We start from the raw sequence: 21,611 nt of genomic DNA, 5'->3' as shown, positions 1-21,611 counted from the left end.
TCTTATCTAAACATTGTTTTTGTAGCTTTAGCCAGTACCTTAGGATCTTTTTCATAATGGTGTACTGGTGTTAATTCTGAATCTGGTATTCCCATAAAATGATAAACCGCAATCTGTGCTGCCCTAAAAGAATATTGTTCCGTAAATACCATATCAAAAGGCATTTCAGCAAATTGGCTAATGAAAGCTAGGTTCTTTGAATTCTTTGGTACAACGTCAGGGCGATCCCCTAATGCTCGCTGATTGAACAATGCACTTGCGTACGGCATAAAGACTGGTACAACGTTAACCACGCTCTTCATAATCTCTTCTTCATGGTTACGAATATTGTCAGCAGCTGGATCAACCTCTGCAAGATGTCCTAATAACTCTTGTAAGATTTCACGACCTGTCATGTCAATAACCGCTTTATCTACATAGTCCCCCTTCTTACGTGGGAACATTGCGTAACCCCAGAAAACAGTTTCATTCTCTTTTTGAGCATGAAAATGAGGCTGATGATGGACAACAATTGATAATAAATTATTGCTATCAATCCATGTATTTAAAGCATTGCCTGGTTCTTGTTGCGTTATACGACGAATTTGATTAAGTAGATAATGATTATTCGTTGTAATTGTGAAACTCAACCACTCACTTTGGGATCGATCATTGAAGAACTTATCTGGGTTACCTAAATTATAAAAATGTTCAGTTGCTTGTTTCCATAGTTTTGCACTAGGCGCATATTCCATGTTCTCTTTAATTGGTGTATCTAAATCACCCATTGATGAACTATCGGTAACAGAACCATTTGTATCAAATACTAAATCATTTTCATCAACCGAAATCACACCCGATTGCTTTTCACCTGCAACATCTTCATACTCTAGCCCTGTAACTACAATATCGTCTCGTAATGCGGTGTCCTTAAATTGGAACGCTGTGACTTTACGATTATTCACAAATGTAACTCCTTGATCTTCAAGGTATTTGCGCATTGGTAAAATGACACTTTCGTATTGATTATATGGTGTACGCGTGACACCCTCCAGCGTATTAATACGACTGAATTCTAGAATCATTCGGTTCATATAACGACGTAATTCCATTGCAGAACTTTCTTTTTTGAAAGCGAAAGTTGTTTCCCACATATACCAGAAGTTAGTTGTAAACATATGTGGACTGTCTTTAAACCATTCTTTAATACTGATGTCGTTTAATTTTTCTTCCTTGCTTTCAGGCATCATTATTAACTTAGTTAGTAACATACGGTCTTTATTGTTAAACTTCATGTGTGAATAATCATCTTTTCCACCGTTGTTGCGTATGCCATTTTCCTTATCCATCAATCGAGCAACATCATGTGTTGGGTGTGCGTGATCAAAGTTCAAAATATCATCAGTAACCGACTGCCCAGGATTGTCTAAAGAAGGCACGCTTCGAAGTAAATCCCAAAAATTTTCGTAGGTTTCTTCGTTGAGCATCCGTCCACCCTTAGCAAGAAACCCCTTATCGTTAGAGAGTTGTGTATTTGAATATTCATTCTCATAGTCTGCTACAGCCGCACCATCGTTTGCACCGTGGGTTTCCAAACCAAACATCGTAATTTGGCTACCACTCCAGCCACCATCACGAATTAAATAAATTCCAGCTGCTAAGTTTCCAATTCCTGTTCCAATCATGTATGCTTTTGCCATTAAAACCACTCCTATTCTTCAATATCTTGTAGAGAAGCCCGAATTGATGCCACTAGTTTCTCAAGTTTTAATAAAGTATTATCCAACGTTAAAGAATAGATATTCTGTAATCCATTCTTTTTGGATCCAACGATTTTGACTTGCTTTAAAATCTTTAAATGGTGCGAAACAGCTGGTTGGGATAAATTCATCTGCCCCGTAATCTCAGTAACCGTCATTCCCGTCCTCAGATGAGATCCAAGTAAAATGATAATTCGTTGTCTATTACTGTCAGCCAACGCGTTCAGTACTTCGATATCATCTACAAACAGTGCTAAAGCCTCTCTTTGTGAAGCCGTCATCTCATCAAAGCTCAAACGCACCACCTCTTATTTATATATTTAAATCTATAAATATATTAACTTATTTAGCGATTTTTTGCAACCGTTTCCATTAACTTTATATAAAGTTAAAACCATATAATCAAAAATAAGAGACAACGCAAGTTTAACTCTGCCATCTCCTAATAATCTAACTTTACGATTCTCTATTATTTGCATCAAAAATCCACTTTACACCATGTGAGAATTCCACTTGTTACAAATTCCTCAAACAAATGTAATTGTCTATGGGCAAACTCTGCATCCTTATTTCCAATTTTTTGAAGAGCCATCCCCAATGGAATCGGTGACATCAACACTACAGATTTAGTTGAATGACTGATATACCCCTCACTTGCGGCAATTATAACGTTACCATCTGGATTAACAAAACAAACTAAATAAATATCTAACGGGTTATAAAAAGGAACTGCCCAGGCTTGCTCGTCTACCTGCTGAACCAATTCAGGGTGCTCAACAAATTGTCCAACCTCATCACTCGTAGGTTTTCTGTTCATAACTGCTGAAAGATTGGCAAGATATGCGCCGACTTCACTCATAGTAATTCTCCTATTCTTCGTAGTGTTATGTACCATTTAATGATACGTAGCCTACAAATCATTCACAAGAAATATGCCTAATCAACTACAATATGATTTTCGTGCATTATTGCATCAAAATCATCCTGTGCCTTTTGGTCACGCACCCACTCTTCCCAATGATCCATATCTTCATCAGGCATCTCATAACGTTCTCCAATGTATTTTTCATAGTTAATCACGTGTTGCGAATGTGAAATATTTAATTGTAAAATACGGACTGATTTTATGTACCCACGCTCAGCTGCAAGCTCGGCCCTCCCATTCATCATCATATTACCGATTTCAATGTATTTTGTACCATCCAAACGGGTAATCTCTTGTATTAACGTAAAAGTTTCATTGCTCTTCATTACAATCTCCTATTTTTTTATCTGAATTAATTATATATCAAAATTCAGAAAGAACGATGCAATTATTTAATGCCTATTTTTTTAATTTAGTCCTTATCTAATTTTTTAACGGTTGTAACTAGAATTGTGCAACAAAAAAGGAACCCAACCATGTTGGATTCCGCATAAGAGAGAAAGAGAATTGATTGTAGGTAGGAGATGCGCAACTACCTAACAACATTTATGATAGCGCTTACACTCTTTTTGGTCAACCTTTTTTTTATTCAACTGTTACACTTTTAGCTAAATTTCTAGGTTGGTCAACATTATAACCCCGTTGTAACGTTGCATAGTAGGCCATTAACTGTCCAACTACTACACTAACTAACGGCGCAAAATCTGGGTTTACATCTGGAATAATCAGCGTATCTTCCGTTTGCGCTAAGCTTTCACTAACAATGGTGATGACGTTAGCTCCCCGCGCTTTAGTTTCCTGTAAATTACTTCGCGTGTTATCAGCCGTTTGCGGTTGAGTAATGATCCCAAGTACTGGTGTTCCCTTTTCAATTAAAGCAATTGTCCCATGCTTGAGCTCGCCAGACGCAAAACCTTCCGCCTGAATATACGAAATTTCTTTTAACTTAAGTGATGCTTCAAGTGCTACAAAGTAATCCAAACCACGTCCTATATAAAAAGCATTTCGTGTATCAGATAAATTATCAACGGCCACTTGTTCAATTCGACCTTTCTCATCAACAACTGCTTGCATGGCATTAGCAACCTTGCTTAGTTCTAAATCAATATCTAAGTTTTGCGCCATTTCGAAATTCTTGGTACGCCCAATCGCTGTTGCAATAATAGCTTCTAACGCAATCTGAGCTGTATATGCTTTGGTAGATGCAACCGCAATCTCAGGTCCTGCTTCTAATGTCACGGAAAATTCTGCCTCCCGTGCTAGTGTAGAATTAGCAACGTTTGTGATCGTCAAACTAGGTTTCTTCCATTCATCGTTTACTCGTACCAAAACTTGCCGGCTATCTGCCGTCTCCCCACTTTGACTCAAGAAAATGAAGAATGCATCCTGTTCAATCAAAGGATCATCGTACGCAAACTCCGATGATACAACAACTTCAGTAGGAATCTGGGCAATCTTTTCGAATAAGTGTTTGCCGACCAGACCGGCATGATAACTTGTCCCGGCCCCAACAATATAAATACGTGAAGCATTGGTAAGCTTATCCATCAAATTCGAATTAAGTTGAACCTCATTTTTGTTAAGGTAAGCACTCTGAATGCGATGAATAACAGCTGGCTGTTCGTCAATTTCTTTTAACATGTAATACGGGTACGCACCCTTATTTATGTCAGCAGCATCCACATCAACTTCAAATGGCTCTCGTGTAATCTGATTGCCATCTTTGTCTTCAATCTTGACATCCTTGGCAGAAATAGTTGCCATTTCACCATCGTGAATTTCCATAAAGCGGTTTGTCCGTTGTAACATTGCTAGTGCATCACTACAAATAACATTAAAACCGTCTCCCAAGCCAATTAACATTGGACTTTTATTTTTTGCAACGTAAATTGTATTAGGGTCCTTCTGATCCATCAATAAAAATGCATAGGAGGAATTATTCAACAAACTAAGTGATTTTTTAAATGCTTCTTTTGTGTCTAAACCTTCATTAGCAAACTTAGAAACTAGCTGTACAACAACTTCAGTATCAGTCTCACTCTTAAAGTCAATATCAGCTAAATACCGTTGCTTTAACTCATTAAAATTATCAATAACTCCATTGTGAACTAGGTAGAAACGATGGTCATTTGAAAAATGAGGGTGCGCGTTATCAACACTTGGTTCACCATGTGTAGCCCAACGAGTATGTCCAATCCCAGTTGTTCCATGCACATCATCTGTGATTTTTTTCTCTAGATTAGCAATCTTTCCCTGAGCCTTTACAAGATAATCAGATTGATTTTCACCCGTAACATACACTCCGGCCGAATCGTATCCACGATACTCAAGCTTTTTTAGTCCACTAACCAAAATGTTTAATGCATCTGGATCACCAACAACGCCAACAATTCCACACATATTAATATACCTCTTTTTATTTAATTGGTTTATTCATGTAAATACTATATTACTAATAGTTTTAATTGTCAATATTTTTATTGGTATATATGTGTTTCCAAAAATGGTACATTCATTAATGTTGCTTGATTCAACAAAAAAAGACCCCTAATAATGACTAAGCAGTCATCATTCGAGGATCTTACAAAAAGCATTAAAAAATATAAATTTAGTTACGACCAACCTCGCTCTTAACAACGGCGACGATACGATCCACATACATGTCAACTGCTTCAGGAGTAGCAGCCTCAGCCATAATTCTTAGCAAATCTTCTGTACCGGATGGTCGTACAAGTACACGCCCATCACCATTCATTTCTTTTTCAACCTGTTCAATTACATCTTTAATAGCTTGGTTTTCAAGCGCCATCTTCTTATCTTGGACCTTTACATTAATCAGCTTTTGCGGATAAGTATGGACTTCTTCCGCTAACTCAGATAACTTCTTACCGGATTGCTTCACAACGTACATAAGTTGAATAGCGGTCAACATTCCATCGCCAGTTGTATTGTGATCGAGGAATACAATATGACCAGATTGCTCTCCACCCAAGTTATAACCACTCTTCAACATTTCTTCAACAACGTAGCGATCACCAACTTGTGTTTTCACAGAAGTTAAATTATTAGCCTCTAACGCCTTGTACAGACCAAGATTGCTCATAACCGTCGTAACCACCGTGTCTTTTTTCAAGCGACCACGTTCACTTAAATACTTACCACAAATAAACATAATCTTGTCGCCATCAACGATATTTCCTTTTTCATCAACCGCAATACATCGATCCCCGTCACCATCAAATGCGACTCCCATGTCAGCACCTTTTTCAATCACAAACTTAGCAAGTGCCTCAGGATGGGTCGAACCAACTCCATCGTTAATATTTAATCCGTCTGGTTTAGTTCCCATTGTTACAAAGTCCGTATTTAAATCAGCAAAAATCTGAGACACAAAATTACTTGTTGCTCCATTGGCAGCATCAATTGCTATGTTCAACCCACCTAGATCATCGGGAATAGTTTGCTCTAAAAAGGAAATGTAATTAAGTGCTCCCTCTGGATAATCAGTAACTGTTCCCAATCCTTTTGCGGATGGACGAGGCAGTTCATCTTTCTCAGCATCTAACAATTCTTCAATTTCGGCTTCTAATTCATCTGAAAGCTTGTAACCATCAGATCCAAAAAACTTAATTCCGTTATCTTGAACTGGATTATGTGAGGCGGTGATCATAACACCTGCATCAGCCTCTTGTCGACGAACCAAATATGCTACACCAGGAGTTGTTACTACACCCATATCCATAACTTCAATTCCAACAGATAATAATCCTGAGATTAGAGCCTGCATCAACAGTTGCCCAGAAATACGAGTATCTCGTGAAACAAGCACACGTGGTTGAGTCTTCCCATCCTTAGCGTGTTGGGTTAATATATACCCACCGGTTCGACCTAATCGAAATGCTAACTCAGGTGTTAAGGTTTCATTAGCAATTCCACGAACACCATCTGTTCCAAAATATTTTAACTTCATAATTAGTAATTCTCCTTTTTATCTATATTTAATTCGATTGATTTGTTGAGCTTGAACTGGTTTGACCGGACGAAGTCGAAGAAGCTTCAGACTGTTTATCGTCGTTCTTTTGTTTATCTGACTGCTTACTGATTGGTAACGTTACGTTGATCGTCTGCGGACTTAAAATAACATTAACAATATATCCTCTAGAATCAAGGGCCTGCAACATTACTTGTGCATGTAAATCAGACTTCGTATCTTTTGGAATCGAAACATCCGCAACAACTTGTGATATTTTTTCAATATCAGAAACTGATCCAGTCGCCGTTGTTGCTAAGGTACTAAGTTGCGGCGTTCCAACAACATACCCCTTTTTCACTAAGTTCTTATCAAATCTCGTCTGAATATCGAATGACTCTGTTTTACGTTCCGCAATAGTCACCTTGGTCGTACCAGGATTCACTTTAGCCGATAGATCCTTATTCAAACCGCTTGTCTTAAAACTAACCTTGTGAGTTCCAGTTGATAGTCCCCTCAACCCAAGATAAACTTTAAAGTTTTGTGTGTTCACGGTTGTGGCCACTAAAGCACTTGGCCCAGACAACTCTATCTTAACTTTTGCAGGATATCCCGTCACTATATACTGAGAATTATTTATATCCAAGTCAACTGGCATCGTAATTGTGCTAGTTTTATTTGACATTAAAATTGAATTATTATTAGAGTGCACCCCAGTGAACCTAGTTGAAGAAAGGCGCTCAGTTTTTACATAAGTAAATAAGGCAATTGCTAACAATAATGCTAAAATACGGTACATCCAATTCTTTGTAAGGAAGTTTTTCATTTGCGATTACCTCCTTTAAAGAAGCCTGCAATATTTTCCCCAATCGAAGTAAAGAAAGGATGTGCGTCGACTTCATCATCACTAATTAAATGTGCTCGGAAATAACGTAAATAACTTTCCTGATCCATATCACGTAATAGCTCGCCATCCTTCATGATGGAAACCTCACCAGTTTCTTCCGAAACAACAACGGTTAAGGCGTCGGTCACTTCACTCATTCCAACAGCCGCCCTATGACGAGTCCCTAATTCTTTAGGAATTAAATTACTTTGGGAAAGCGGTAGATAAGCAGCCGCAACAGCAATTTTATGATTACGAATGATAACAGCACCGTCATGTAATGGTGTATTTGGAATAAAAATGTTGATCAATAATTCCCCGGATATGTCAGCGTCAAGGGGGATACCTGTCTCGATATAATCTTCTAATCCGGTCTCCATTTGAATTGAGATTAGTGCTCCAATTCGCCGCTTGGCCATATATTGAATTGCCTTATCCAATGCTTCGATCATCTTCTCTTCCGCTTCATTTTGCGAACGATTTCTTGCAAAGATTGAGCCACGTCCAAGATGCTCCAGGCCACGTCGAATTTCAGGTTGAAAGATTACAACCATAGCAATTACACCCCAGTTAATCACCTGATTCATGATCCAAAATACAGTTCCAAGTCCCAAGTACCAACTAATTAGCATTATCACGATAATAACCATGATACCCCTAAATAATTGAACTGCTTTAGTACCCCTCAACAACATAATTAACTCATAGATAACAAACCAAACAACTACAATGTCTACCAAGTTAATCAGATTACTCCACGTTAATAGTTGGGACCAATCAATGTCCATAAATACGTCCCTCCTTCAAATTTGCGTTTCACAAGAATTATACCATTTCAATAAAATCAAATGAATTCTTAATAAATAAATTCATTTAAATTAGTAAGTATTTCCCTAACAAAAAAAATCCATTTTATAGCCTGAATAATTATTGAAACCAGCATCACTGAGGTTTAGAAAATATACTCATACCATCAAATAGGATTTTATTTTTATTTAGCTTTGATCAGCTAAAAACTAGTTCTCTCGTAAACTATTTTTCTTCACCAATAATTCGTACTTCAGTTTCCAAAGGTACACCAAATTGTTCGTTAACTTTTTCTTGAACATAGTGAATAACGTCGAGATAGTCAGTTGCTGTCGCACCGCCAACGTTAATAATGAACCCAGCATGTTTTTTTGAAACTTGCGCGCCACCAATTGTGAAGCCCTGCAATCCTGCTTCATGAATTAATTTGCCAGTAAAATATCCAGTCGGACGTTTAAAAACACTACCACAGGAAGGATACTCTAATGGCTGTTTTGACGCCCGCAAGAAGTTCAACTCGTCCATCCGACTACGAATCTTTGTTTTATCACCACTTCGCAACTTGAACGTTGCTGAAAGAACAATATCGTCATAATCCTGCACACTACTATGACGATATCCGAAATCAAGTTCACGATTAGTAAGTCGCTTGATTTCACCATCTCTGGTAAGAACTTCAGCTTCTGAAACCACTTCGCTAATTTCGCCACCATAGGCGCCAGCATTCATGAACACAGCACCCCCAATTGAACCAGGAATTCCTGCAGCAAATTCAATTCCTGTCAAACCATTTTCGTATGCAACTTCCGTAGTTTGAATCAAGGCTGCTCCAGCTTCTGCCAACACTTCATTATTATCAACGGTTACATGATTTAGTTTGGTTAAAATCAGGGTTAACCCTCGAATTCCACCATCTCTAACAATTAAATTACTTGCATTTCCAATCACCGTTAAAGGAGTTTGAGTTTCTTTGGCCCATAATACTAATCGTTTAGTTTCAGTGACCGATTCAGGGAAAACGAGTACATCGGCCGGTCCACCCGTTTTAGTATTGGTATATTTTGACAATGGTTCATCACTTAAAATACGCATTTCTGGAAATGCCTCATCAATGGAAGTTCTCATTTCTTTTCCCCTTTTTCGAATTAAACATTTAGTTATTTTAGCACTTTCGCACGGCTTATTAAATCCGTGCAAATCTTATGACTTAAGATTGCTGTCTCAGGTGGAACTGGATTATTACGAGTATCCAATGCCTTCAAAAAATCTAAAATTAATGGTTGAAACCCTCTTGTAATCAAATTACTTTCCCAATCTGGCGCCATAAAAGTTTGGTCACTTGCGTCAGCTATAATATCTAATTGTCGACAATCTTTAACTTGCATAATGCCCTTTTCATTAACAACTTGAACCGTTTCGCGGTTAGCCCCGGCCTGCATATCAATCACAGCTCGTCCAACTTTAAAACCGTCTCTCATTACTACTTCGGCCGAGACTAGTTTTTGATCTTTTGCCTGAATTAATCCTGACTCATAAATTGCTTTTGAAGTACCCATTTCAAAAATTGCTGTATCAACACAGTGTAATAGGAGATCAAAAATAGCATAATTAACGTCCTGTTGTTCCCCGATCCTGTTCTTAACAACCTCAACACGCCGATTAGTGTCTAGCCTAATTTGTTTATTAAATGGGATAAATCTACGATTGAACCCACAAGTTAATAACAGCCCCTTTGATTCAGCTAAATTATACATTTCTGTAACCTCGTCTAAATTTTCTGAGATTGGTTTATCAACATAAACATCAATTCCTGCATTCAAACATTTTTTTATAATATCGTAATGTGTCGCTGTTGGCGTATGAATGAATATCGCATCAATCCCTGATTTAAGAAGCTCACCAATAGATTGAAAGCCCTTCTTAAATCCATATTTAAGAGCCAAGCTACTCAACTTTTCTCCGTCACGAGTTGTTAGTACCCAATCATAATTTTCTCGTAAATCTGCAAAAACTGGGAGATATGCTTTTTGTGCGATTGTCCCAAGTCCAATTACTCCAATTTTTTTCACAGTTCATACTCCTTTACTGTTCTTTTCTTATTGGATAAAATGAATATATTTACTACACTAATAATAGAGGATAACAAATGAATTTTATAGCAATGGATTTCGAAACCGCTGCACCAAACCGTGATAGTGCTTGCTCAATCGCGCTTACCATTATTCAAAACAATCAGATAACAGATGAACTCTATTCCCTCATCAATCCCGAAGTTGAATTCAACTGGCGTAATATACAGGTTCATGGCATTCATGAAGAAGATGTTGTAGACGCTCCCACTTTTCCAGAACTTTGGCCATACATCAGTGAATTTTTCACACCAGATCAGATTGTTGTGGCTCACAATGCTTCCTTTGATAATAGCGTTCTTAAGAAAACTCTGGAACGTTACCAAATTGGTCGTCTACCATATCTATCAATTGATACTCTAAAAACTTCTAAGCAATTTTATCCATTCCTCCCCAACCACAAGCTGAATACTCTTTGCAGCAGCCTAGGAATTGAGCTTGATCATCACCATAACGCTCTTGATGATAGCAAGGCATGCGCAAATATTCTTCTTAAGGAAACTGAAGAATTCGGACCAGAATCAATTCAACCATTTGTTCGCAATATTAGTTAAACTCAAGCTCCATATGAATCACTCGTCGTCCATTCTGGACGGCTTTTTTTGTTAGCGTGAATCCCATCGATTGATAAATACGGTATGCGTACTGATTATCAGCAAAAACGTCTAACCAGATAGAATTCAAGTCGCTAAAATTTTGTGCCCAATACAGTGCTTCGTCAACCAACATGCTGCCAATTCCCTGGTGCCAGTATTCTTTCAAAACACCCACACCTAATTCAGCAGTCCTTTCTTCGACACTATTACTTTGAATAATTGTGATAACTCCAATCAATTCATCCCCAAGTGTCGCAACTAAAATCAAGTTAGTTGAACTTGATTGAATAAACGCGAGTTGTTTATTAATTTTAGAAATTGACCTATCACTAAGATCGTCCATTTGTAAGCTGTCCGATTCTAAGTTTAACTCGGAAAACAACGTAAAAATCTGTTCCCCATCCCCAAAAGATGCTTCTCTAAGTCCTACTTCATCACTCAAAATTCCAATTACCCATTTCTTTAATTATCTGAGCAAAATGTTCCCCGTGGCTTTCCATTGTCACAAAGCGTTGACGATTATCACTACTGCGATCGATATTAATAATCATATATTCATCAGGCAAAAAGTCTTCAACAAACTGTGGCCACTCGATAACAGTTACTCCGCCGCCCATAAAATAATCATCTAAGCCTAAATCATCTGCGCCACCGTCCTCTAAACGATATGCATCCATATGATATAGTGGCAACCTACCATCATGATACTCATGAATAATTGTGTATGTTGGACTTTTAACATAACGTTTAATTCCTAATCCCTTGGCAATTCCCTTTGTTAAAGTCGTTTTGCCAGCTCCTAAATCTCCGTTTAGGATTAAAACATCATCTGCCTCGAGCTTTTTACCCAGTTTTTCACCAAATTGCAGTGTTTCATCTTCATTTTTTAATTGAACTATTTCCATTTAGTTACTCCTCATTTGGATTATCTGGCAGTTGCCAGTCAATTGGTTTCTCTCCCATCGCAACCAGTGCTGCATTTGTCTTTGAAAAAGGCTTAGAACCAAAAAAGCCTCTATAAGCTGATAGTGGGCTCGGATGAGCCGACTGAATTATGACGTTACGACTTTGATCTATTAACTTGATTTTATTGCGTGCCGCCTTTCCCCACAAAATAAACACCACCGGTTGATCACGTTCAGATAATAACTCAATTACGCGATCAGTCAATGTTTCCCATCCATGTCCTTGGTGTGAAAAAGCTTGTCCGTCTCGGACTGTCAAAACAGAATTCAGAAGTAACACTCCCTGATCAGCCCATTTTTTTAAATAACCATGCTTCACAGGAACAAATCCTAGATCATCTTGCAATTCTTTATAAATGTTTTGCAGTGAAGGAGGAACCGCAACACCTGGTTGAACTGAAAAGCTTAATCCATGTGCTTGATTTGGTCCATGGTACGGATCCTGACCTAAGATAACAACTTTTACTTTATTATATGGTGTCCAATCAAAAGCCTGAAAAATTTGATACATTCCAGGGTGAATATTTTGCTTCGCATATTCTTGTTTTAAAAAAAGATGGAGTCGCTTGTAATATTCTTTTTCAAACTCTGGCTCTAAAATTTCTTGCCAGTCATTATTAATAATTTTCTTCAAATCATCACTTCCATTTTAGTTGCTATTCCTATTCTAACCGATTTACTAAAAAAAGGGCTATATTCATGTTAGAATTAGACATGTATAAATCTAAATAGGGATGTGTCAATTATGATTTCAATTATAGCTTCAGATATGGATGGAACACTCTTAAATGAACAGATGCAAATTTCACCAGAAAATGCTGCTGCCATTAAACAAGCCCAAAATGCCGGCGTTCATTTTGTAGTTGCAACTGGTCGTGAATATAAAGAAGCTCATCCGCTTGTGGAAACTTATGGTATTGAAGTTCCAATGATCACCTTAAATGGTGCTGCTATTTTTGATGTTGATGGTAAACCATTGGATATGGTTCCAATCACCCGTACTAGTACCCGCTTAATGATGCATAAACTGAATCGAGCCGGACTATATTTCGAAATCACTACAAATGAAGGTGTTATTTCTAATAGTCGTACTCGACGAATTGAAACATTATCACAGCTTTTAGAACACCTTAATCCAGAAACTCCATATAAATTAGCCGTTGCAATGGCCTCTGCACGAGTTGAATTGGTCAACATTCGCTACGTTGACGATTACCAAGAAGTTTTAGATGACAACCGTTTAAAGATTTTAAAAATCGTTGCTTTTGCAAATGGTGGTCAAAAAGAACTTCAACCAATTAAAGAAGCAATTGAGTCTGAGATTGATATTACAATTTCTTCATCATTTGAAAACAACATTGAAATCAACAGTCCTCGTGCTCAAAAAGGAATTGCGCTTCAGCACTATGCTGACGAATTAAACATTCCAATGTCCCAAGTTATGGCCATCGGCGATAATCTTAACGATGCATCAATGCTTAAAATTGCTGGTATTAGTTATGCAATGGGTAATGCAACACCAGAAATCAAACAAATCACAAACCATCTGACGGTCACAAATAACGAAAATGGAGTTGCAAAGGCAATTTTGGAACAGCTTGCACAAAACAAACAGTAGTTTTCAGAGGTTTACCAATATGCAAAGATATTATTTAAAAAGTCAGGGCCTTGAAAATAAAGGTGCAACGATAATCCGCGATGCTAAACATAACTCAAAATACATGTTAGTTGGCAAATGGGGCATTAAAAATGATGCTCTATCCGTTTATGATGTCGGTGGAACGCTATTAGCTGAGCTCAAACAAATCACCGACGGAAATACGCCAACCTTCAAAATTTTTCAAAATGGCAACGAAATTGGAACCGTCACAACCCCAGTTGGCTTCATAAAGGGATTTTTGTTCGTTAAAAATCTAAGATGGATTATTATGGGTGATACTGTAACTTGTCATTTCAATGTTCGCCAAGGATTTAAGCACAAACTTGAAGTCAACCGTGTTCAAATCAATAGTAGTCCCTACATCGAACTAAACGTTTTCGATGACCACTATATTCCTGTCTACATCTGTTTGGCAGCAATTCTAGATCGCTGGGTTCAGCGACGTCCTCCCGTCCAAGAGCCACGAATTGTTCGATCATGGAATTTAGAACAAGGAACTACCTCATATAACAATATTTCAAAGGAGAATTAGACTTGCAAATAATTCGTGCTACAAAAAATGATATCCCCGAGGTTGTCCAGCTAATTAGTATCATTCTGGATGATATGGAACTTCCGATCCTGCTGCAAAACGATCGTTCTAAAGTTTTAGAATTATTCGAAGCCACTTTCAACTCTTCGCTTTACTTAGGTAATGCTGCCGACATCATTGTAGCAAAAAAGGACGATCAAATTTTAGGCACTGCGCTTGGCTATCGCGGTACTGAGGAAGCGATTCTTTTTCAAGAATTTAATCAACACTTCAGTGAGGTTGGTTTAGCTCCACAAACTGTTTTCGATGAGCCTGAAGCGTCTGCAGATGAATGGTATTTGAATTCACTCGTAGTTTCTCCTAACGCTCAACATCAGGGAATCGGTTCCCAATTATTACAATCGCTTAATGGTTATGCTCACAAACGTGGTGTTTCTAAACTTGGGTTATTAGTTGATTTCGAGAATCCACAGGCCGAAAAGCTGTACCAAAGAAATGGTTTCAGATATTGGCAAGATCAATCTATTGGTACTCATCAATACCGGCATCTCCAAAAAAATATTTAACTTACTAGCATCTATAATTAATAGGGATAATCTGAAGTGAATTCCACAAATCAACTTCTTCCGGTTAACTAAGAACGGAGCCTTGGCCAAAAACGTCAAAGCTCCGTTTTTATGTTGCCACTTCCTATGAGGCGTTTCTCGCCCATAGGAATGGACAACGTACGAATATTAAAGCTTTGTGAAACAAAGCACCCTTACTTGATGAGCTAGTGCCACTTCCTATGCGGCGCTCTTCGCCCATAGGAATGGACAACGTACGAATATTAAAGCTTTGTGAAACAAAGCACCCTTATTTGATGAGCTAGTGCCACTTCCTATGCGGCGTTCCTCGCCCATAGGAATGGACAGCGTCCGAGTATCTTGGCTTTGTGTTAAACAAAGCATCCTCACAAGCTACCGATTTGTTCCACTCTCTGTTTCTTCAACTTAAATTCCTGTATAATACTTTTTGGCACAATTTTAAATAGATTGGACTAAAAATTATGAAAAAAATGACAAGCTTACAGTATATCAGCTGGCCAGTCTTGGCCCTAATGGCATTTGTAAATGTAATTGGGTTTGATGACATAATTTATAATTTTAAGAATCAAGGTTTAGGAGTTATCACGTCCTGGATAATCCTGTTTTCTTTGTATATTATTCCATATGGCTTAATGGTCGGTCAGCTAGGATCTACATTTAGTAGTGAGGGTGGCGGTTTAACTACTTGGATTCGTGAAACTAGCGGCGAAACTCTTGGCTTTTTCACCGCTTGGACCTATTGGGTGGCTTCGATCCCCTATGTCGTTGATACTGCCAATTCAGTTGTTGTCGCTATTGGATGGCTAATCAACGGTGATAATTCTATGGAACGAAATATGTCAAATCAGATGTTTGCCCTTCTTACGTTCCTAGTATTTATTGTTTTTATCTTATTGCAGTCCCGACTTCGACATTCACTTCAAATTCTAAGCATTGTCGGCGGTGGAGCAATGTTTTTAATGACGGTTTTATTTGTTATCCTTACTGCAGTTGACCTAGTTGGAGGCGCCAAGATTGCCTCTGCGCCTTTAAACGTTGGTATGTTTGTCCCTAAGTTTAATTTACATTTTTTATCTACTTTAGGACTTTTAATATACGCAACTAGTGGATCAGAGATTGTTGCACCCTACGTAACTCGGATGAAAAATCCTCGCCGTGACTTTCCTAAATCAATCATTCTACTGACCGCAATGGCTGGCTTTTTGACTATTTTTGGATCGTTTTCACTTGGTGTCTTCTTCAATCATAATCATTTACCAGTTGATCTAAAAATGAACGGCTCGTATTATGCGTTCGACATTGTTGGACAACAACTTGGGTTAGGGCATTCCATGCTTTTTGCTTTTACAATCACCCAGCTTTTATACATGTTTGCACTCTTAGCACTACTACTTGACGCAATGACGCGAATGCTTGTTTCTGACACAAGCCCCCATTTTATGCCAAAACAGCTACTGAAAATAAATAAAAATGGAATTCCAATCAACGGTTATATATTAACCTCAGCTTTAAGTGCCGGAATTTTATTGTTAGGCGTTTTCTTACCAAACATGAACGAAATATTCAACTGGCTACTTAACCTAAACGGAATTGTTTCACCATATGTAACGTGCTGGATTTTCTTTGCTTTCATGCAAATCCGTAAAAGATCCAGTGAATTTAATTCAGCCTACGTCTTCATTAAAAATGACAAAGTTGCTTATTGGGTTGGATTCTGGTGTTTCGCTGTTACATTTATTGCGGCTACTTTTGGTGTCTTTCCACAGGATGTACCGTTTGGTAGTGGAACCTACTGGCATGAACTAATTCTTAACATCATTACTCCGGCAATCATGCTCGCCCTAGGCTGGATACTACCGTTAATTGCGCGGTGGCAAAATGATAATTAAAAAAATATGGAAGTTTAATGTATACCCCAGAAGTTAAAGTAAAATACTAACTTCTGGGGTATAGTTTTTCGTAATCCTTTTTAGCACCCAAGTTAAAAAGGTTATAACACTTATACTTTTTCTTACCCAAATTATTTCTTTGTTCTGGTCCGTTTGATTACCCTTCTAACTCCCTCAATGCCCGTATTATCCTGGATCATCACCATCAAAAACAAAGATTGAATTAGTCCAATTTGTACTAGCTCTGAGGTAATTCCTTCAATTCGCATTTTTGTTTCCTCAGAGACAGAAATCAATTTATAACGTGCCTTTTGCGCAATCGGTGAATTAGCAAAACTTGAAATTGCAATAATAGTCACGCCCTGCTCCACTAGCACATCTTCAATCAATTCCGTCTGCGTATTACGTCCAGTATGAGAAATAATAATCGCCACGTCACCCTTCTTCATCTGTGAAGCTTGCATTAATTGAATATCAAAATCAATGTTATGTTGACAAGGAATTCCCGTCCGCAAAAACTTATGGTACGCACTAAGAGCTACTACAGAAGAACCACCCAAACCATAAAATCCGATTTGACCAGCATTTGATATCTTATTAACAATTTCGGTAAGCGTTTCTTCGTTTAATAAATTAACGGTTTGCTCAAATGCAATACTAGCCTCATCAAAGGTTCGTCGTGCGACTGCTTGCATACTTGATTCAAATGTCTCAGGAAAATCAATCGTAGAACCAGCCTTTTGGTTAACCAATCTTGTTAGCTCACTTCTGAAATCCCTATAGCTGTCAAAATCAAGATGATGGATTAGCCGTGTAATGGTTGCAGGCGAAACTTCAGTTTCCTTTGCTAAATCTGAAATTGTGCCCTCAACTACCTTAATTGGATCCTGTCTAATATGATCTGCCACACTCTGTTCTTTTAAATTCAAACGGGAGTAATACGCATTGATTAGTGAAGAAACATTTACATTTTCGGCCATTATTTTTTACCTCTTTTATTTCTTAAACTTATTTTAGCAAATTTTCTTGAATTATGAAAATAATTTTAATATAATGATAGCGGATACAAAATTGATATAAGGGGATTTTAAATATGAAAGTTGGAGTAATTGGTTTAGGAAAAATGGGTATGAATCTGGCTTTAAACATGAAAGAAAATAAACATCAGCCTATTGGATTTGATTTGGATTCTAAAAATCTAAAAGAGGCGCAAAATCTAGACATTATGACAGCCTCAAACATGGACAACCTTTTATCACAACTTGATGAGCAAAAGATTGTTTGGGCAATGGTACCATCAGGCAAACCAACTGATAGCGTTTTAACCGAATTATCTGAAAAACTTTCCAAAAACGATATTATAATTGATGGCGGAAATTCCTTTTACAAAGATAGTATCAAACATAATGAACTATTTACTGAAAAAGGAATTCATTTCTTTGATGTCGGTACTTCAGGTGGAATGAGTGGCGCACGTAACGACGGAAACTTTATGATAGGTGGAGATGCAGAAGCATTTAAGATCATCGAACCTCTTTTCAAGGCAATTGCTGCCAAAAATGGATACTTATACACAGGAAAAGCCGGTAGTGGTCATTATCTAAAAATGGTACATAACGGTGTGGAATACGGCATGATGGCCTCCATTGGAGAAGGGTTCGATGTTTTGGAACATAGTCCCTTTGAATACGATAACGAAGCTGTTGCTCGCGTGTGGAATAACGGCTCTGTTATCCGCAGCTGGCTAATGGAGCTTGCAGAAGATGCTTTTAAAGAAGACGGAAACCTTGATAACATTAAGGGAACCATGCATTCTTCTGGTGAAGGTCGTTGGACCTTGGATGAGGCTCTTAATCAGGAGATTGCCACTCCTGTAATTGCCATGGCACTCTTAATGCGTTACCGATCACTTGAAAACGATACATTTTCTGGAAAAGTTGTTTCGGCTCTCCGGAATGGTTTTGGCGGACATGCAACTGATAAGGAGTAAAAATTATGAAATATATAATTGGAACCGATTTAGGCACAACTAGTACAAAGTCAATATTGTACAGTACTGATGGAAAAGTTGTTGCATATTCGAACGTTGAATATCCCCTTTACCATGACAAACCAGATATGGCCGAGGAAAATCCTGAGGAAATTTGGAATGCCGTTGTAAAGACCATTAAATCTGTAGGAGAAGAGGTTGATAAGGATCAAATTATTGGAATCTCCTTCTCGTCTGCCATGCACAGCTTGTTGTTATTAGATGAAAATAACATACCATTAACTCGAGTGATTACATGGGCAGATAATCGTGCTGTTAAGTATGCGACTAAACTAAAAAATTCTGAACTTGGTCAAAAAATTTACGAAGCAACTGGCACACCAATTCATCCGATGAGTCCCCTTTCCAAACTGATTTGGCTATCAGAAGAAAATGCAGATTTGTTAGTTAAATCTCGTTGGATTATTGGTATTAAAGAGTATATTATTTACCGTTTAACTGGCGAAATGAAAATGGAATATTCAATTGCAAATGCAACCGGATACTTCAACCTGCATACATTCGATTGGGACGATCAGGCTCTCAGCCTGACAAAGGCCACCCGTGATCAGCTTCCTGAATTAGTTGATACTGATTACACCATTGATCACTTAACATCTGAAGCAGCCAAAAAGATCAATTTAAACCAAAATGCTGCTGTAACAATGGGAGCAAGTGATGGGGCCCTTTCAAACTTAGGGGTAGGAGCCGATAGAACAGGAGTTGCAGCAATCACAATCGGAACCTCTGGTGCTGTTCGCGTTATGTCTAACAAACCATATCTTGATCCAGAAGGGCGTTTATTCTGTTACTACGTTGCAAAAGATCATTGGATCATCGGTGGACCCGTTAATAATGGCGGACAAGTGTTCCGCTGGGTTCGTGATTATATTTATGATAATGAAAGCAACGAAGAAATCCAAAACAAACGAGATCCATATGATCGTATCACTAAAGATGCAGCTAACGTTCCAATTGGTTCCCATGGAATTATTTTTCATCCTTATTTTAGTGGTGAACGTGCGCCTCTTTGGAACACAGACGCTCGTGGTTCAATGATTGGCCTAACAACTTCCCACACCCGAGCCGACATTGCCCGCGCGGTATTAGAAGGCATCGTCCTTAACCTAAATCAGGTATTAAAACTCACTGAATCAGCAACTAAAGTAAACGAGATTAGGGCCACTGGAGGCTTTGCCCGCTCTACCCTCTGGCGCCAAATTTTAACTGACGTAATTGGTATTCCGATTACCATTCCAGAAAGCTTTGAAAGCTCCTGTCTTGCTGCTGCTGTACTGGGATTAAAGGCTCATGGTGAAATAAACAGCATTGATAAAGTTCATGACATGATCGGTAATACAAAAGAATATGCACCTATCAGCGAAAATCATAAACAATATGTACAGGTTAATAAAATATACGAACTTGTAGGGAAGCAACTTGAGCCCATCTACCATGATTTGGCTCATTACCAACGGAATCTAAGTCAGGAGATGGATTAAAATGCCATTTATCGTTCTTACAATTGGGATTATTTTCCTATTACTATTAATAATAAAATTCAAATTTAATACTTATATTGCACTAATCCTTACAGCTGTACTAGTAGGAATAGGGCTGGGCATGCCCTTAGAAAAGATTGCTACCAGTATTCAAAATGGTATTGGCGGACAGCTCGGAGAATTAGCTCTTGTTTTCGGTTTTGGTGCGATTCTAGGTCGTTTAGTTGCTGATGCCGGTGGCGCTTATACGATTTCAACTACCTTAATTGACTTTTTCGGACGCAAAAGACTGCAAATCGCAATTGTGATTGCTTCGTTCATTATTGGTCTTGCATTGTTTTTTGAGGTTGGAATCGTACTTCTGATTCCAATTGTATTCGCTATCGCAATCGAAGCTCAGGTTCCAATTCTTTATTTAGGTATTCCAATGGGTGCTGCCCTCTCGGTAACACATGGCTTTCTGCCACCACATCCAGCACCAACTGCAATTGCAACTACATTAGGTGCTAATGTTGGGCATGTATTACTTTTTGGAATAATTATTGCGATTCCAACGGTTTATATAGCTGGTCCCCTCTTCTCAAAAGTTGCTCAAAAATTTGTTCCAGATGCGTTCACAGGCAAACCTGATTTATCTAAAGTTGGTAAACAACGCCGATTTAATATTTCGGAAGCACCAAGCTTTGGACTAAGCGTTTTAACATCCCTGTTTCCAGTAATCCTTATGACAATCACCACAGTTTATGAACTGGTTATCAACAAGGGGGTTACTCCAAAACATCCAGATATAGTTGACCAAATTGTTCAATTGATTGGTTCGCCTGGTATCGCAATGCTAATTTCACTATTGTTTGCACTTTGGGCAATGGGCGCTCATCAGCATAAAAATAATGCACAAATTACTGAAACAATTGAAGAAGCTGTCCGTTCCATCGCTATGCTTTTGCTAATCATTGGTGGTGGTGGTGCTTTTAAACAAATATTAATCGATGGTGGTGTGGGTGCTGCCGTTGCTAAAATGTTTGTTGGAAGTAGTATTTCCCCCCTCCTACTCGGATGGTTAGTAGCTGTACTACTACGTGTATCCCTTGGCTCGGCCACAGTGGCCGCGTTAACTGCAGCAGGGTTAGTTGCTCCACTAATGACTCAAACCGGAGTCGATCCTGCCTTAATGGTTATTGCAATTGGTTCTGGAAGTGTTGCAGCTTCTCATGTAAATGATGCAGGCTTTTGGATGTTTAAAGAATACTTCAACCTATCTATTAAGCAAACATTACTAACCTGGACAGTTCTTGAAACGATCATCGCATTCTGTGGACTTGTAGGTGTATTAATGCTTAATATGGTATTTCACTAATAAAAAAGATCCAGAGCTGATTATATGCTCTGGATCTT

The 21,611-nt window shown here is 38.2% G+C and carries 22 protein-coding genes; 8 read left to right on the top strand and 14 right to left on the bottom strand.

Annotation, left to right across the window (positions count from 1 at the left end):
* Window positions 1-2: 2 nt before the first annotated feature.
* From PECL_RS02760 to PECL_RS02715, 10 genes are all read right to left on the bottom strand, one after another.
* Window positions 3-1,679: an oleate hydratase gene (locus PECL_RS02760; RefSeq protein ID WP_014215074.1), complete on the bottom strand. Its 1,677-nt coding sequence runs from the start codon at window positions 1,677-1,679 to the stop codon at window positions 3-5.
* Between the two features lie 11 nt (window positions 1,680-1,690).
* Window positions 1,691-2,035: an ArsR/SmtB family transcription factor gene (locus PECL_RS02755; RefSeq protein ID WP_148265539.1), complete on the bottom strand. Its 345-nt coding sequence runs from the start codon at window positions 2,033-2,035 to the stop codon at window positions 1,691-1,693.
* A gap of 182 nt (window positions 2,036-2,217) precedes the next feature.
* Complete coding sequence (locus PECL_RS02750; RefSeq protein WP_014215072.1) at window positions 2,218-2,598, bottom strand: hypothetical protein; 381 nt, start codon at window positions 2,596-2,598, stop codon at window positions 2,218-2,220.
* A gap of 77 nt (window positions 2,599-2,675) precedes the next feature.
* Entirely contained in the window at window positions 2,676-2,990 is a 315-nt protein-coding gene (locus PECL_RS02745; RefSeq protein ID WP_014215071.1) for a hypothetical protein, read from the bottom strand.
* Window positions 2,991-3,249: 259 nt separating this feature from the next.
* Entirely contained in the window at window positions 3,250-5,064 is a 1,815-nt protein-coding gene (glmS, locus tag PECL_RS02740) for a glutamine--fructose-6-phosphate transaminase (isomerizing) (RefSeq protein ID WP_014215070.1), read from the bottom strand.
* Window positions 5,065-5,272: 208 nt separating this feature from the next.
* On the bottom strand, window positions 5,273-6,634 hold the full coding sequence (gene glmM / locus PECL_RS02735) for a phosphoglucosamine mutase (protein WP_014215069.1): 1,362 nt from the start codon (window positions 6,632-6,634) through the stop codon (window positions 5,273-5,275).
* Between the two features lie 28 nt (window positions 6,635-6,662).
* A complete protein-coding gene (locus PECL_RS02730) occupies window positions 6,663-7,460 on the bottom strand; it encodes a CdaR family protein (protein WP_014215068.1) in 798 nt (265 codons plus the stop codon).
* The gene (gene cdaA, locus PECL_RS02725) at window positions 7,457-8,308 is read right to left on the bottom strand and encodes a diadenylate cyclase CdaA (RefSeq protein WP_014215067.1); all 852 of its coding nucleotides are present in this window, start codon (window positions 8,306-8,308) and stop codon (window positions 7,457-7,459) included. Before cdaA ends, PECL_RS02730 begins: the two co-directional genes overlap by 4 nt.
* A 244-nt stretch (window positions 8,309-8,552) precedes the next feature.
* Window positions 8,553-9,452, bottom strand: a complete 900-nt coding sequence (murB, locus tag PECL_RS02720; protein WP_014215066.1) for a UDP-N-acetylmuramate dehydrogenase — start codon at window positions 9,450-9,452, stop codon at window positions 8,553-8,555.
* A gap of 32 nt (window positions 9,453-9,484) precedes the next feature.
* Window positions 9,485-10,396, bottom strand: coding sequence for a Gfo/Idh/MocA family protein (locus PECL_RS02715; protein WP_014215065.1), 912 nt, complete (start codon window positions 10,394-10,396; stop codon window positions 9,485-9,487).
* A 77-nt stretch (window positions 10,397-10,473) separates the two neighbouring features.
* Here PECL_RS02715 and PECL_RS02710 point away from each other — a divergent pair, with 77 nt between their 5' ends.
* Complete coding sequence (locus tag PECL_RS02710) at window positions 10,474-11,010, top strand: 3'-5' exonuclease (RefSeq protein ID WP_014215064.1); 537 nt, start codon at window positions 10,474-10,476, stop codon at window positions 11,008-11,010.
* Here the strand turns inward: PECL_RS02710 and PECL_RS02705 are convergent.
* The 3 genes from PECL_RS02705 to PECL_RS02695 are packed head-to-tail and all read right to left on the bottom strand — an operon-like array spanning window position 11,003 to window position 12,651.
* Entirely contained in the window at window positions 11,003-11,494 is a 492-nt protein-coding gene (locus PECL_RS02705; RefSeq protein ID WP_014215063.1) for a GNAT family N-acetyltransferase, read from the bottom strand. The genes PECL_RS02710 and PECL_RS02705 overlap by 8 nt on opposite strands.
* Window positions 11,487-11,957, bottom strand: a complete 471-nt coding sequence (gene tsaE, locus PECL_RS02700) for a tRNA (adenosine(37)-N6)-threonylcarbamoyltransferase complex ATPase subunit type 1 TsaE (protein ID WP_014215062.1) — start codon at window positions 11,955-11,957, stop codon at window positions 11,487-11,489. Before tsaE ends, PECL_RS02705 begins: the two co-directional genes overlap by 8 nt.
* Window positions 11,958-11,961: 4 nt before the next feature.
* A complete protein-coding gene (locus PECL_RS02695) occupies window positions 11,962-12,651 on the bottom strand; it encodes a uracil-DNA glycosylase (RefSeq protein ID WP_014215061.1) in 690 nt (229 codons plus the stop codon).
* Window positions 12,652-12,762: 111 nt separating this feature from the next.
* Between PECL_RS02695 and PECL_RS02690 the strand changes: the two genes are divergently transcribed.
* The 4 genes from PECL_RS02690 (at window position 12,763) to PECL_RS02675 (ending at window position 16,685) form a co-directional block, all read left to right on the top strand.
* A complete protein-coding gene (locus tag PECL_RS02690; RefSeq protein WP_014215060.1) occupies window positions 12,763-13,635 on the top strand; it encodes a Cof-type HAD-IIB family hydrolase in 873 nt (290 codons plus the stop codon).
* A 19-nt stretch (window positions 13,636-13,654) separates the two neighbouring features.
* Window positions 13,655-14,209, top strand: a complete 555-nt coding sequence (locus tag PECL_RS02685; RefSeq protein WP_014215059.1) for an LURP-one-related/scramblase family protein — start codon at window positions 13,655-13,657, stop codon at window positions 14,207-14,209.
* 2 nt (window positions 14,210-14,211) lie between these two features.
* Window positions 14,212-14,775 carry a GNAT family N-acetyltransferase gene (locus tag PECL_RS02680; RefSeq protein WP_014215058.1) on the top strand — a complete coding sequence of 188 codons (564 nt, stop codon included), beginning with the start codon at window positions 14,212-14,214 and terminating at the stop codon, window positions 14,773-14,775.
* 482 nt (window positions 14,776-15,257) lie between these two features.
* Window positions 15,258-16,685: an APC family permease gene (locus PECL_RS02675; protein WP_041534572.1), complete on the top strand. Its 1,428-nt coding sequence runs from the start codon at window positions 15,258-15,260 to the stop codon at window positions 16,683-16,685.
* A gap of 131 nt (window positions 16,686-16,816) precedes the next feature.
* Here PECL_RS02675 and PECL_RS02670 read toward each other — a convergent pair whose 3' ends face one another.
* Window positions 16,817-17,665, bottom strand: a complete 849-nt coding sequence (locus tag PECL_RS02670) for a MurR/RpiR family transcriptional regulator (protein WP_014215056.1) — start codon at window positions 17,663-17,665, stop codon at window positions 16,817-16,819.
* Window positions 17,666-17,778: 113 nt separating this feature from the next.
* Between PECL_RS02670 and gnd the strand changes: the two genes are divergently transcribed.
* Genes gnd through PECL_RS02655 form a run of 3 tightly spaced genes read left to right on the top strand, consistent with a single transcriptional unit; the run spans window position 17,779 to window position 21,573 of the window.
* On the top strand, window positions 17,779-18,675 hold the full coding sequence (gnd, locus tag PECL_RS02665; RefSeq protein ID WP_014215055.1) for a phosphogluconate dehydrogenase (NAD(+)-dependent, decarboxylating): 897 nt from the start codon (window positions 17,779-17,781) through the stop codon (window positions 18,673-18,675).
* A 5-nt stretch (window positions 18,676-18,680) separates the two neighbouring features.
* A complete protein-coding gene (locus PECL_RS02660) occupies window positions 18,681-20,216 on the top strand; it encodes a gluconokinase (protein WP_014215054.1) in 1,536 nt (511 codons plus the stop codon).
* Window position 20,217: 1 nt separating this feature from the next.
* Complete coding sequence (locus PECL_RS02655) at window positions 20,218-21,573, top strand: gluconate:H+ symporter (RefSeq protein ID WP_014215053.1); 1,356 nt, start codon at window positions 20,218-20,220, stop codon at window positions 21,571-21,573.
* Window positions 21,574-21,611: the final 38 nt, after the last annotated feature.

It is taken from the genome of Pediococcus claussenii ATCC BAA-344 (assembly GCF_000237995.1).
Lineage (GTDB): Bacteria > Bacillota > Bacilli > Lactobacillales > Lactobacillaceae > Pediococcus > Pediococcus claussenii.
The sequence above is the reverse complement of the archived record's forward strand: the minus strand, read 5'-3'. Positions and strand labels throughout refer to the sequence as shown.